This window comes from Chryseobacterium sp. Leaf201 (assembly GCF_001421435.1).
GTDB lineage: Bacteria > Bacteroidota > Bacteroidia > Flavobacteriales > Weeksellaceae > Chryseobacterium.
Window position 1 is genome coordinate 15,443 of sequence record NZ_LMKA01000091.1, and the last position, 12,590, is coordinate 28,032.

General features: G+C 39.1%; 14 protein-coding genes. 5 read left to right on the top strand and 9 right to left on the bottom strand.

Features of this window, described 5'->3' with window-relative positions; all coding sequences use genetic code 11:
• Positions 1-127: 127 nt before the first annotated feature.
• A complete protein-coding gene (locus ASE55_RS14125) occupies positions 128-1,183 on the top strand; it encodes an NAD(P)/FAD-dependent oxidoreductase (RefSeq protein ID WP_056220882.1) in 1,056 nt (351 codons plus the stop codon).
• Between the two features lie 65 nt (positions 1,184-1,248).
• Positions 1,249-1,578 (top strand): hypothetical protein, encoded by a 330-nt coding sequence (locus ASE55_RS14130; RefSeq protein WP_056220920.1) that lies wholly within the window; start codon positions 1,249-1,251, stop codon positions 1,576-1,578.
• A 245-nt stretch (positions 1,579-1,823) separates the two neighbouring features.
• On the opposite strand, the gene ASE55_RS14135 is transcribed toward ASE55_RS14130, so the two are convergent.
• The 5 genes from ASE55_RS14135 to ASE55_RS14155 form a co-directional block, all read right to left on the bottom strand.
• On the bottom strand, positions 1,824-2,336 hold the full coding sequence (locus ASE55_RS14135) for a hypothetical protein (RefSeq protein ID WP_056220884.1): 513 nt from the start codon (positions 2,334-2,336) through the stop codon (positions 1,824-1,826).
• Positions 2,337-2,369: 33 nt separating this feature from the next.
• Complete coding sequence (locus ASE55_RS14140) at positions 2,370-2,951, bottom strand: TIGR00730 family Rossman fold protein (RefSeq protein ID WP_082474562.1); 582 nt, start codon at positions 2,949-2,951, stop codon at positions 2,370-2,372.
• A gap of 74 nt (positions 2,952-3,025) precedes the next feature.
• A complete protein-coding gene (locus tag ASE55_RS14145) occupies positions 3,026-4,471 on the bottom strand; it encodes an aminoacyl-histidine dipeptidase (protein WP_056220890.1) in 1,446 nt (481 codons plus the stop codon).
• A 114-nt stretch (positions 4,472-4,585) separates the two neighbouring features.
• Positions 4,586-5,077, bottom strand: a complete 492-nt coding sequence (locus tag ASE55_RS14150; RefSeq protein WP_056220893.1) for a hypothetical protein — start codon at positions 5,075-5,077, stop codon at positions 4,586-4,588.
• 21 nt (positions 5,078-5,098) lie between these two features.
• Complete coding sequence (locus tag ASE55_RS14155) at positions 5,099-5,704, bottom strand: hypothetical protein (RefSeq protein WP_056220897.1); 606 nt, start codon at positions 5,702-5,704, stop codon at positions 5,099-5,101.
• A 210-nt stretch (positions 5,705-5,914) separates the two neighbouring features.
• Here ASE55_RS14155 and recR point away from each other — a divergent pair, with 210 nt between their 5' ends.
• The 3 genes from recR to ASE55_RS14170 are packed head-to-tail and all read left to right on the top strand — an operon-like array spanning position 5,915 to position 8,204.
• Positions 5,915-6,529: a recombination mediator RecR gene (recR, locus tag ASE55_RS14160; RefSeq protein ID WP_056220900.1), complete on the top strand. Its 615-nt coding sequence runs from the start codon at positions 5,915-5,917 to the stop codon at positions 6,527-6,529.
• Positions 6,530-6,549: 20 nt separating this feature from the next.
• On the top strand, positions 6,550-7,374 hold the full coding sequence (locus tag ASE55_RS14165) for a glycosyltransferase family 2 protein (RefSeq protein WP_056220905.1): 825 nt from the start codon (positions 6,550-6,552) through the stop codon (positions 7,372-7,374).
• Positions 7,371-8,204, top strand: coding sequence for a glycosyltransferase family 2 protein (locus ASE55_RS14170; RefSeq protein ID WP_056220907.1), 834 nt, complete (start codon positions 7,371-7,373; stop codon positions 8,202-8,204). The genes ASE55_RS14165 and ASE55_RS14170 overlap by 4 nt, the downstream gene beginning before the upstream one ends.
• Before the next feature lie 59 nt (positions 8,205-8,263).
• Here ASE55_RS14170 and secG read toward each other — a convergent pair whose 3' ends face one another.
• The 4 genes from secG to ASE55_RS20165 form a co-directional block, all read right to left on the bottom strand.
• Positions 8,264-8,611, bottom strand: coding sequence for a preprotein translocase subunit SecG (gene secG, locus ASE55_RS14175; RefSeq protein ID WP_056220911.1), 348 nt, complete (start codon positions 8,609-8,611; stop codon positions 8,264-8,266).
• Between the two features lie 131 nt (positions 8,612-8,742).
• Complete coding sequence (locus ASE55_RS14180) at positions 8,743-10,788, bottom strand: M16 family metallopeptidase (protein WP_056220915.1); 2,046 nt, start codon at positions 10,786-10,788, stop codon at positions 8,743-8,745.
• A gap of 50 nt (positions 10,789-10,838) precedes the next feature.
• A complete protein-coding gene (locus ASE55_RS14185) occupies positions 10,839-12,152 on the bottom strand; it encodes a M16 family metallopeptidase (RefSeq protein ID WP_056220917.1) in 1,314 nt (437 codons plus the stop codon).
• Positions 12,153-12,279: 127 nt separating this feature from the next.
• Positions 12,280-12,504 (bottom strand): bacteriocin-like protein, encoded by a 225-nt coding sequence (locus tag ASE55_RS20165; RefSeq protein ID WP_128414582.1) that lies wholly within the window; start codon positions 12,502-12,504, stop codon positions 12,280-12,282.
• Positions 12,505-12,590: the final 86 nt, after the last annotated feature.

A 12,590-nucleotide genomic window follows, 5' to 3' on the forward strand; every position in this document is an offset into this window, starting at 1 on the left:
GTTGTTAGATTAAAAAAAATGAGAAAGGTTTGATAAATCTCAGTTTTTTATTTAGACTGAATTAAAAGGCTTCGCATTAAAATTAGTAAATTTGCAGCCACAAGTATAATTAAATTATCTTATAATTATGATAACTACCGATATATTGATCATAGGAGCCGGTCCTACCGGGCTTTTTGCTGTATTTGAAGCAGGTTTACTGAAAATGAAGTGCCATATCATCGATGCACTTCCGCAGCCGGGAGGTCAGCTGGCGGAGCTTTATCCTAAGAAACCTATTTTCGATATTCCGGGGTATCCTTCTGTAAATGCAGGAGAGCTGGTAGATAATCTGATGGAGCAGATCAAACAGTTTCAGCCGGGCTTTACCCTTGGTGAAACCGCTGTTTCCTATACCAAAGTAGATGAGGAATGGTTTGAGGTGGTAACCAACAAAGGAACGGTTCACAGATGTAAAGCCATCGCCATTGCGGGTGGACTGGGAACTTTTGAGCCCAGAAAACCAACCATGGCAAATGTTGCAGATTATGAAGAAAAAGGCCTTGAATATTTTGTAAAAGAACCTGAACATTTCAGGAATAAAAAAGTAGTCATTGCAGGAGGCGGAGATTCTGCCCTGGACTGGAGTGTTTTCCTTTCCAATGTAGCCAGTGAGGTAACGCTGATCCACAGAAGAAATGAATTCCGTGGTGCTCTGGATTCCGTAGAAAAAGTACAGGCCCTTAAAGACCAGGGGAAAATAAAACTGATTACACCGGCTGAAGTTACAGCCATCAAAGGTGACGGAAAAGTAGAAGCCATTACCGTAGAAATAGACGGGCAGGAAGCTTTTGATATTGAAACGGATTATTTCATCCCATTATTTGGTCTGACTCCAAAATTGGGCGAAATTTCTCAATGGGGACTGAATATCGAGAAAAATGCAATCGTTGTTAATAACGCTTTGGATTACCAGACTAATATTGATGGAATTTATGCCATCGGGGATATCAATACCTATCCCGGAAAGCTGAAACTGATTCTTTGCGGATTCCATGAAGCGACTTTAATGTGCCAGAGTGTCTATAACCGCTTGAACCCGGGTAAAAAATTCGTGTTGAAATATACAACGGTGAGCGGGGTAGACGGTTTCGACGGAAGCAGAAAAGAAGCGGAGAAAGCCGTTGTGAAAAAAATTGATTAAATTTGTTGCCGGTTATGAGCCGTCAGTTAACAGGCTCTGCCATCAACGATAAACAATCAGCAGGAATGAACGATATAAATATAAAAATCACTGATAGGGAAGGGGTTACTCACGATGTTGTTGCGCCAACGGATATGTCCATGAATTTAATGGAAATCATCCGTTCTTATGAATTGGTGGAAGAAGGTACCATCGGGGTATGCGGAGGAATGGCGATGTGCGCTTCATGCCAGGTCTATGTAATCAATGATCCCGGACTTGAACCGATGGGTGATGAAGAAGATGCCATGCTGGGAGAAGCTTTCCATGTAGAAGCAAACAGCAGGCTGGGATGCCAGCTGCATATCGCTGCAGAAATGGAAGGCCTTGAAGTGGAAATTGCTCCTTATCCTTAGAAATTCTTATTTAAACGATATAATGTAAAAACTCCTGAAGATTTCTTCGGGAGTTTCTATTTCCATGTTTGTACTTTCTTTTTTAAATCTTTTGCGCTAACCAATCGGCCGTTATTTTCGTCATCAATAGCTTGATTTATTTCGCTGTTTAATTGATTTATAAACTTTGATTTTATATTTTGAGCAAAATTTTTCAGGCTTCTTTTTATGAAAAAGATTTTTCAGCATAATTAAATTATTGAAAATTAATAGCTGTATGCCACTCCGTATTTAGCACTTGTAGCACCGCTCCAAAATGTCATATTTGTTTTATATTGATCTTCAAGAAAAATTATATGGGCATTTAATTTTGCAGCCTCTTTTTTTATTTTCATTGTAGCCTTTTTATCAATTGCAACTTTACCATTAAAATTCCAGTCATTGCTTGATGTAGCTCTTACTTCACCTTTTCTTGTCAGGCACTTTACATCATCAGGATTGGTTGTAATAATTACTTTTTCCCAATCTTTTATGCCGTTAATTAATATCTTTTCATCAAATTGCTGAACTCGGCCTGAACCAAATATAATTTTATTAATACAGTTTTTACTTAGGGAATTATTAATTGATTCATTAGGAAAATTGTAAATAATTATATCATCAACGGAAGAAATGTAGACTTTTAGGCTGTCGCCGGAATGATTAATAATTACATCATTTGATTTTTGTGATAAGAAGAGCTGTCCGTAAAAGGTAAGTAATAATAAAAGTATCCGCATAGTTTTTAGTTTTTACAAATCTAATGTTTTTATTTAAACCTCCTCTTTAGAAATCCACTTTCCAACTGTCGGAGCCTGATAATTTCTCATCATTTCCAATAACTCATCCATTGTATTGCTGATCAACAGCATCTCCCAGTTGATCTGTTTCAAAAATCCTTTATCCACCATGGTCTGTACCAGTTTAATCAGGTCGTCATAAAATCCGTCAATATTTAAAATCCCGATTGGCTTTTGATGAAGTCCGAGCTGTGCCCAGGTAATCATTTCAAAAAACTCTTCCAGCGTTCCGTAACCGCCGGGAAGAACGATCACGCCATCGCACAAATCATTCATTCTGGTTTTTCTTTCATGCATGGTTTCTACCAGGATCAATTCTGTAAGTTGGTTGTGGGCAATTTCCTTGGATTGTAAAAAGTGGGGAATAACACCGACAACCTTTCCGCCTTCGTTTAAGGCTCCGTTGGCAACAGCGCCCATTAAGCCGACGTTGGCACCGCCATAAACCAATTGGATATTTTGTTTTGCCAGGGTCCGGCCGAGCAAGGCTGCCTGTTCTTTGTAGACATCATCCGAACCGAAACTCGATCCGCAGAATACGGTAATGCTGTTCATAGTTTTAAAAATTTATTAAAAAAATATCCAAAATCAAAACGACCTTGGATATTCAATATAATAACTTTATATTTTTATTTTAAAGGAATATTCGCTAAAATTTCTTTCGTAAAACTCCAGAACTTCTGTGTAGAAGAAATGTTGGCCTTTTCATCAGGAGAGTGGGCTCCGCGGATGGTCGGCCCGAAGCTTACCATTTCCATTTCAGGATAGTTGGCTCCGATGATTCCGCATTCCAGGCCGGCGTGGCATGCGACAACATGAGGTTTTTCTGTGAACTTTTCCGTATATATTTTCTCCATCAGCTGGACGATCTCAGAACCCGGCTTTGGCTTCCATCCCGGATAAGAACCGCTGAATTCCGTGTTCATTCCTGCCAGTTCGGCTACCGATTTCATTTGTTCCGCCACCGAATCTTTTGAGGAATCTACGGAAGACCTTGAAAGATTCAGAATTTTCAGGCTGCCTTCTTTCAATTCAACTCTTGCCACGTTGTTTGATGATTCCACCAGGTCTTTTACATCCGGACTCATTCTGTACACCCCATTGTGAAGAGATTTCAATGTTAAAATGATTTTCTTTGAATCTGCTTCAGAAATTGCCTGCTCAGAAGATGTTGAATTTTCAATATTAATCTGGAGATTAGGCTCTACCGTGGCAAATTCTTCTAAAATTTCTTTTTTCAGGCCCTCTGTTATTTCTTCAATAAATTCCTGGGCATTTCTTACGGAAGCAACCGCAACCCCTTCTCGCGGGATCGCATTTCTCAATCCGCCACCGTCAATAGAAACCAGCTGGACATTTTCTTTTTCCAAAGCCTTGTAAAGCAGTCTTCCCAGAATTACATTCGCATTTCCGAAACCTTTGTGGATATCCATTCCTGAATGGCCTCCCTGAAGACCTTTCACTTCAAACCTTACAATCTGACCTTTAACGTCTTCTTTTTCATAGGTTTGGGTAATCGTAACATCCACTCCTCCTGCACAGCCGATATCGATTTCATCGTCTTCTTCCGTATCAAGATTTAACAAAATCTGTCCGCTTAATTGTCCGGGTTTTAAGCCTAAAGCTCCCGTCATTCCGGTCTCTTCATCAATCGTGAAAAGAGCTTCCAGATCAGGATGGGCAATATCCTTGCTTTCCAGAATCGACATAATTGTAGCCACTCCCAAGCCGTTATCCGCTCCCAGAGTCGTTCCTTTTGCCTTTACCCAGTCTCCGTCAATTTCCATTTTGATCCCTTCTGTTTCAAAATCAAAATTCACATCGTTGTTTTTCTGACAGACCATGTCCAGATGAGATTGCAGTACAACCGATTTTCGGTTTTCCATGCCTGCAGTGGCCGGTTTTTTAATAATGACGTTCCCCACCTGATCAACAGTGGTTTCCAGTCCTAAATTTTCACCGAATTCTTTGATGAAGGCAATTACCCTTTCTTCTTTTTTTGAGGGTCTCGGAACCGCGTTCAGCCTGGAGAAATTTTTCCAGATGATCTGCGGTTCAATAGTGGATAGTTCCATGAAATTTTATTTTTATCAAAATTACGAAATTAAAAATGCTCCCGTCAAACGGAAGCATTCTTTTTATTGTTCAGTGCAGGCCAATGGTTCTGCAATCAGGCAGTAAAACGGCTGTTAACATCCGCATTCACCGTAGACAGGCACGGTTTCTTTGGTGCCGTCCGGTTTTTCAATGGTCATTGAACCTTCAAATATCAATGCTTCTTCGCCTTTTACCTTCTTTCCTTTTACGGAGATCTTGTAATCGCCGTTTTCTATTTCTTTATTCAGTTCTTCACCGGATTCCATATCGCTGGAAGAAATCAGGTTCATGGCTATCCTTTTCCCGTCCAGTTTCATATAGGCAGTTTTTCCTGCATCATCGGCATAAATGTACTTTTCAGCTTCAAAATCGGCCCTGTTTTTCGCAAAATAACAGGAACATTCTTTAATTTCCTGAGGAAAAGGGAAACTTTCCACCAGGATTTTCCCGGAAGAATGTTCGGTTTTCACGCTATCCTGAACAGTCTGTACAGAATCTGCAGGATTTGTATTCTGAGTGGTTTTCTGTTCTTTTTTACACGAAACCAGCATCATGGCTGAAGCAAAAACGATTATATATTTCATTGTTTTGGCGTATTGTATTATCTATCCTCTTGATCTTTCAAGAAGCGTCATCATCAGTAAAGAAAGAATAACCAGGCTTTCCTGCTCATCATCAATATCAATGAGCCTGTCCAGCTGGAATCTCCTCCCGAAAAATGAAGGCATCTTTTTTAATTTAAAATATTCCTTCCCGTCCATTCCCCTCACGGTGTATGCAGGATTAAGAAAATAGCCGGTAAACATACCTATAACAGGGATTTCGCTCACCATTCCATCCAGGAATTTGGTCCATGCATTATCTTCTGTGATGGTAAATCTCGGCTCGTCGGCAGCATCAAGAACGTTATAGGTGGATTTCCAGAAAGAACGCATTCCTTTTCTCGCCAGCCTTCCGAAATTTTTTGTGTTGATGGCATCTTTAATAGAATAGGACGCATTAAAATCAATCCATTGGTTGGCCTGGATCCTGAAAAGTTCTTTTGTTTTGCTTTCATCATTGAAAACAACAACATCTTCTTTCAATTTGAACATTTTCTGACGGACATACGCTACATAATTGCCGTTTTTATCCGTAATGTTGAAATCACTGGCTAATGTTGTGATTTTAAATTTAAAATCCAGCGGATAATTTAAATTGTTAAGTACCATTAAGTTTATTTTCAAGTTAATATTTAGTATTCAAAGATAACGGTTTTTTAACAGTTATCCATGATGGATGATGAATTATGAGGTATGGTATCCGATAATGATTACTGAAAATCCGGGAATGTAAATCTGCATGGATATTCAATTACGGATCCGCTTAAAATTGCCTGTTGAGTATTCATTATTTACAACTTTAATTATTATTTTTGCGTAATGGATTACCCAAGTAAAGTGTTGGCAAAAGCGGTGGATGAAATTTCGGGGCTTCCCGGAATCGGCAGGAAAACGGCCCTTCGTTTAGCATTACATTTATTAAAGCAGCCCAATTCCAGAGCAATGAGCTTAGGGAATTCCCTGATCAGTCTGGTGAATGACATCAAATACTGTAAAGAATGCCATAATTTTTCTGATTTTGAGGTCTGTGAGATCTGCAGCAATGAAAAAAGGAGTGATGAAGTCATCTGTATTGTAGAAGATGTCCGCGACGTAATCGCCATAGAGAATACCGGGAAATACAATGGGAAATACCTTATTTTGGGCGGGAAGATTTCTCCGATGGAAGGGGTTGGACCCAATCAGCTGAATATTCCGAGCATCGAAAAGAAACTGAACGCAGGAAAAGTAAAAGAACTTATTTTTGCTTTAAGCGCCACGATGGAAGGGGATACAACCGCTTATTACATATACAAGAGGTTTAAAAATTTTAAGGTGAATTTTTCCAGCATAGCAAGAGGGATTTCCGTAGGAGACGAACTGGAATATGCAGATGAAATTTCACTGGGAAGATCTATTATGAACAGGCTGCCTTACAGTGAGGGAGGTTCCTGATACGTTATTATTAAGTTGTGATGATTTCTATAATTATTCCGGTATATAATGCAGAAAGTACGATAATCAATGCTTTGAATTCAATTAAAGCGCAGATGGTCGGGCTGCAGATATTTGAGGTGATTATAATCAACGACGGGTCAACGGATTTAAGTAAAGAAGCTGTCGGAAATTTTATCAGAGAAAATCCGGGAATGGAGATCCGGTTTCTTGAACAGGCAAATGGCGGCGTGTCGCGTGCCCGGAATGCAGGGATGAAAATTGCGAAAGGTGATTATATTGCTTTTCTGGATGCGGATGATGAATGGCTGCCTTTAAAGACTGAAAGACAGCTGGCATATCTTGAAAACAAACATTTTGCAGTAGACTTTCTGGCTACACGGAGAAATCACAACAGGATCCTTTTGCCTTACTTTGTTAAAAATCATCTTGCTGAAATCACATTTGGAAAATTATTGTTGAGAAATGAAGCCCAGCCCTCAACCGTGCTGTTCAAGAGAAAAATTCTTGACAATACCGGTTATTTTAATGATGATCAGCGGTATGCAGAAGATCTTAATTACTGGATGAGAATCTCAAGAAACAATAAAATGTATATACTGGATGAAAACCTGTTGATAGCAGATGGAGGAAAAAGAACCTTCGGAGTGTCCGGGCTGTCCGCAGATCTTCATCTGATGGAAGAGGGGTTCCAGAGAAATCTTAAGGAAATGCATGCATTGAAGCATATCAGTTGGGGACAATATTTTCTCCTCAAATTTTTTTATAAAGCAAAATACTTACTTTTGCTGGCAAGAACGTGGTACTTTAGTTTAAAAAACATTTATTATAAAAACCGGAAATGAGGTTGTCTATCATTATTGTTAATTATAATGTCACTCAGCTGCTTAAATGCTGTCTTTTGTCAGTACAGAAATATGCAGCAGATATTGAATATGAAGTAATTGTAATTGATAATGCTTCTACCGATTCCTCATGGGAAGATTTGATTCCGGAGTTTCCTGATGTTCATTTTATCGCATCTGAAACGAATGATGGCTTTGCAAAAGCAAATAATAAAGCGGTAAAAACCGCAAAAGGAGATTATCTTTTGATTTTAAATCCGGATACTGAATTTGAGGGTTTTTATATGATGGATATTTTACATTTTGCAGATTCCCAACCTGCTTTCGGATGTCTCGGAGTGAGAATGCACGATGCAGAGGGGAACTTTCATCCGGAAAGCAAGCGTTCTGTACCGGATATGTTTAATTCCTTCGAAAAACTGTTTGTTAATTTCAAAAAGAATAATTCAAAATCATACTACAGAGATGATATTGATGAAACGGCTGTAGATAAAGTAGAGATTGTTACAGGGGCTTTTTTACTGATTAAAAAAACGGTTTATGATAAAGTTGGCGGACTGGACGAAGCATATTTTATGTACGGTGAAGATGTGGATCTGTGTTATACCTTATTAAAAAATGGCTATACTAATTTTTATTATGGCAAAGCTTCCATTCTTCATCATAAAGGGGAAAGCACGGTAAAAGATGAGATCTATCTGCAGAGATTTTACGGGGCCATGCATATTTTTATAAATAAATACTACAGGAAATCTCAGCCACTGCAATACATGCTCCTGAAAGCCGGATTAAATCTCAGATATAAAATTGAGAAATCTAAATTAAAATAAACAGCAAAAGCAACTCGTTTGAGTTGCTTTTGCTTTGGGTATGTAAAAATATTATTTGCTTATTTAATCGGTGCAGGCGTCTGGGTGGCCGGTGTAGTTGTAGAGGCCGGAGCTGCAGACTGGGTTGCCGGAGCTTCTTTCTTTGCCGGTACCGGAACGGGTGCAGCCGATGGCTTACCTGTAATCACTACGCTTAAAAGGATAAGAACAATAATTGTTGCTCCTAAAGTCCAGGTTGCTTTTTCCATGAAGTCATTGGTTCTCTGTACCCCGAACTGTGCCGAAGAAGCACCTCCGAAAGTACTGGAAAGACCTCCGCCTTTAGGGTTTTGAGCCATAACGATGATAACCAGTAAAATACTCGCGATCATTACAAGAACCATCAATAGTATAAATATAGAATCCATTAATTTGATATCTTTTAGAATGGGCAAATTTAATCTTTTTTTACCGAACAGCAAAAAAAGATCTTACCAAATGTTGTTAAAAAGAAAAAGCAGCAAATCAGGTTGCTGCTTTTTCCGTAAATATGATGTTTTTATTTAAAATCAGTGTCTTTCGCCTGATTCACTTCATAAGATTTTACATTCATGGTCATGTCCATTCCCATTTGGTTTACAGAGATGGTGTACGGCATTTTAACGCCTGCTACATCCTTATAATCAGAAAATACGGTAGGAACAGTTATGGTCTGTCCCTGTGCCTTCACGGTTTTTGTTTCTCCGGTTTTCAGTCCCGTCTTTACGCTGTAATAGTAGGTCGTATCATTTCCTTTTACCACATAAGAATCTTCTCCGCCTACTTTTTCAATGCCTGCCACTTTATAATCAGCAGATTTTGCAAAACCCAGCTCCTCGAAAAGCTCCGTATTTTTTTGTTTCTCAGCAATCTGTTCTGCTTTCATAGGCACTTTCTGTCCCATCTGCTCAGAAAATCCTGTCTTCCCGTCGAATACCTGTTTCTGAACCACCTGTCCCATTGCGGTTACCGTAGTCAGTTCTTTTCCGCCCTGTGCCTTAACCATTTTCAGGTCAATATTCTGTCCCTGCATCGTCATGGAAGCAGTCATTGAGTAAGAAGAGATTTTATTAAGATTTGCTTTTCCTCCGATTGCATCAATGTATTTGTCTGCGATAGAAGCTACCGTTACATTGGCATCCATTTTTTTGGCTGACGGTTTTGCAACAGGATTGGCATCTGTGTCGTAATATTTTACAGGGTAACCCAGTTTTTCCAGTCCTTCAGAAATATCAGATGCTTTTCCAGCGATAAAGATTCTGCTCTGTTTAGGTAAAATATTTGTTTTTACAGCATTTGAAACATCAGCAGCCGTTACTTTATCAATAGACTTCAGGTAATTTGTGTAAAAATCAGCCGGAAGGTCCTGAATTTTCTGGTTTAGTGCGAATCTGGCGATGGTCTCAGGTTTTTCCAGAGACATGATGAAATTCCCTTTCAGCTTAGCCTTTGCATTTTCAAGCTCTTCAGGTTTTACCGTTGAGATCGCGTTAAGCTCATTGATGAATTCTTTTACCGCTTTATCCGTCACTTCATTTCTTACGCTTGCAGTGGCAGAGAACTGCGGAGAATATTTGCTTGCGCTCATGTTGGAATAAGCGCCGTACGTAAATCCGTTTTTCTCACGAAGGTTCATGAAAAGCCTTGCTTCACCACCTCCTCCAAGGATGTAGTTGGCAATGGTAGCAGGGAAATAGTCTGCATCTTTCATTTTCAGCGCGTTCAGGTTGTTTAGTGATACAACAGACTGTACAGCAGTAGGAACGTCCACTACATTAATCTCTGTTTTACCAACATTTCCGGATGGCTCTAACGGCATGATAGGCGTATTTGCCTTTTTCCAGCCACTGAAAGCCTTTTCAATCATCGGCTTCACTTTATCAAATTTTACGTCCCCTACAATTACAAGATATGCATTGTCCGGAGCGTAATATTTTTTATAAGTATTCTGTACATCAGCCAATTGGATTTTGTTGATGGATTCAACCGTTTCAAATTCCCCTCTTGACGTATTTTTCCCGTACATCAAAGCATTGGAAACCCTTGAAGCGATAGCCGATGCATTTTTTTCTTCAGATTTCAGCCCTTCGATTGCTCTTTCCTTGGAATTCTGTATTTCTTCAGCAGAAAATTTAGGATTGATAATCGCATCTGCCATTAAGCTTAAAACCTGAGGGAAATATTTGGAAAGCGAGCTGGCAAAAGCCCCGCCTGACGAGAAACCTAAGTTAGCGCCAAGGTAATCAACTTTTTTGTTGAAGGCATCTTTGCTCATGTTGGTAGTTCCGTTTTCGAACTGTTCAGCCATGATTTGGCTTACACCGGTTACGGTTCCTTCATTATATGGAGGCCTGTCCATGGAAAGGTTGGCGCTTACCCTCGGCAGTTTGTTGTTTTCCACCACCATTACCGTAAGGCCATTACTCAGCTGGAAGGTTTTTGGCTTGGCAATGTTGATCGCAGGCGTCGGGCCCGGTTTCGGCATTGCATTAAGATCTATTTTTTGTGCTGAAACCATTCCCGCGAAGAAAAATGCTGCAGCTATATATGTTAATTGCTTTTTCATTTGTAAAAATTTAATTTTTAATAATCATTGAACTTAAAAGTCTCGGCTGATTACTTTTTTTCAGGAACGTAGTTGATGATGATTCTTTGGTTGGAATTAAGATACTTTTTGGCTGCATTCTGAAGATCCTGTCTGGTGATAGATCTGTAAATGTCAATCTCTTTATTGATTAAATTGGTATTCCCCATCAGTACGTGGTTCGTTGCCAGTGAAGCCGCAATTCCCTGAATGCTGGAGTTGGCATTAACGAACTGGTTTTCATACTGGTTCTGAAGTTTCTGGTAGTCTTCTTCAGAAATTAAGGTCGTCTGAAGTTTCTTGATTTCAGTATCAATGTCAGCCTGAAGCGTTGCCTTGGAGGTCTGTCCCATCGGGATCGCAAAGAATGCGAAGATTCCGTAATCTTCCAGCCCCTGATTGAATGCTGCTACCTGAAGTGCTTTTTTATCCTGGTCAACTAATTTTTTATATAGTACAGAAGATTTACCGCTGCTTAAATAAGAAGATAACATATCCAATATATACGCATCTTTCTCCTTATTGCCCGGAGTTCTGTAAGCGAAAATATATGCCGGAAGCTGAATGTTCGGGTCTGTAGCCGTTACTTCTTTTTCCTGGCTTATCGGAGCCTCTTTTGGAAAATCTTTTGGATAAAGAGTTCCTTTAGGAACACTTCCGTAATATTCCTGGATCCATTTTTTTGTCTGCTCAGGCTTGATGTCTCCTGCAACCACTAAAGTTGCATTATTAGGAACATAATATTTTTTATAGAAAGCCTTGAATTCTTCTAATGTTGCAGAGTTCAGATCTTCCATAGAACCTATGGTAGGCCAGTTGTATGGATGGTTGGTAAATAAGTTTTTTTGAATTGTCGCAAAAAGAGGCCCATAAGGCTTATTGTCATAACTTAATCTTTTCTCTTCCTTTACAACTTCTCTCTGCGTATCCACACCAATCTGGTTGATCACCGCATGTCGCATTCTTTCAGCTTCCATCCAAAGACCTAACTGCTCGTTGTTGGAAGGGAATGTTTCGTAGTAATACGTTCTGTCATTCGTGGTGTTGGCATTATTTACTCCGCCATTTGCAGCAACAATTTTCATCCAGTCGCCTCTTTTAATGTTAGGGGTTCCTTCAAATAAAAGATGCTCAAAAAAGTGAGCAAAGCCTGTTCTTCCTTTTACTTCATCTTTTGCACCTACATGGTACATAACACCTGTGGTAACAACCGGTGCAGAATTATCCTGATGAAGAATTACGTGAAGGCCGTTCGGCAGGTCATATTCTTCGAATTTAATTTGTTGCGCATTCAGAGCCATCCCGAAGAAAGCTGCAGCAGCAACAGAAAGAAGTCGCTTTTTCATAAAGTAGAAATTGTTTTGTCAATTAGTTCCAAATTTACTTTAATTGTTACAAATAATAAAGAAATTTTAATAATTCAAAAAGCCGTACTAATAAATACAGCTTTAAAATTTAAAATATAAAAATGATCTAACAAGTCTGAACAATCATATTGGGTGCTCGTTTATCTCCTAGGTCTATGACAGAGTCATAAACACATCCCATGCCTGCACCGCCGCTTAATGGTTCACAACTGCTGCAGTGATGCATAGAAATTACCTGGCCTGATGAACAGGTCATACCGCACACGTTATCACCTGATCCTCCTGTTAATCTTCTCAAATCATTTCTTGAGAGTTTTTTTAAATTTTTCATGACTAAATATTTTTGTATGATTAAAGTGTAAATTTATGAATTTATTTAATTATATGATTAATATTTATTTTTTTATAGCTAAATAG

Excerpts from the sequence above, each read along its gene's own strand:
- ASE55_RS14125 (WP_056220882.1), top strand. The coding sequence starts at position 128 with ATGATAACTACCGATATATTGATCATAGGAGCCGGTCCTACCGGGCTT.
- ASE55_RS14130 (WP_056220920.1), top strand. The coding sequence starts at position 1,249 with ATGAACGATATAAATATAAAAATCACTGATAGGGAAGGGGTTACTCAC.
- ASE55_RS14135 (WP_056220884.1), bottom strand. The coding sequence starts at position 2,336 with ATGCGGATACTTTTATTATTACTTACCTTTTACGGACAGCTCTTCTTA.
- ASE55_RS14140 (WP_082474562.1), bottom strand. The coding sequence starts at position 2,951 with ATGAACAGCATTACCGTATTCTGCGGATCGAGTTTCGGTTCGGATGAT.
- ASE55_RS14145 (WP_056220890.1), bottom strand. The coding sequence starts at position 4,471 with ATGGAACTATCCACTATTGAACCGCAGATCATCTGGAAAAATTTCTCC.
- ASE55_RS14150 (WP_056220893.1), bottom strand. The coding sequence starts at position 5,077 with ATGAAATATATAATCGTTTTTGCTTCAGCCATGATGCTGGTTTCGTGT.
- ASE55_RS14155 (WP_056220897.1), bottom strand. The coding sequence starts at position 5,704 with ATGGTACTTAACAATTTAAATTATCCGCTGGATTTTAAATTTAAAATC.
- recR (WP_056220900.1), top strand. The coding sequence starts at position 5,915 with ATGGATTACCCAAGTAAAGTGTTGGCAAAAGCGGTGGATGAAATTTCG.
- ASE55_RS14165 (WP_056220905.1), top strand. The coding sequence starts at position 6,550 with ATGATTTCTATAATTATTCCGGTATATAATGCAGAAAGTACGATAATC.
- ASE55_RS14170 (WP_056220907.1), top strand. The coding sequence starts at position 7,371 with ATGAGGTTGTCTATCATTATTGTTAATTATAATGTCACTCAGCTGCTT.
- secG (WP_056220911.1), bottom strand. The coding sequence starts at position 8,611 with ATGGATTCTATATTTATACTATTGATGGTTCTTGTAATGATCGCGAGT.
- ASE55_RS14180 (WP_056220915.1), bottom strand. The coding sequence starts at position 10,788 with ATGAAAAAGCAATTAACATATATAGCTGCAGCATTTTTCTTCGCGGGA.
- ASE55_RS14185 (WP_056220917.1), bottom strand. The coding sequence starts at position 12,152 with ATGAAAAAGCGACTTCTTTCTGTTGCTGCTGCAGCTTTCTTCGGGATG.
- ASE55_RS20165 (WP_128414582.1), bottom strand. The coding sequence starts at position 12,504 with ATGAAAAATTTAAAAAAACTCTCAAGAAATGATTTGAGAAGATTAACA.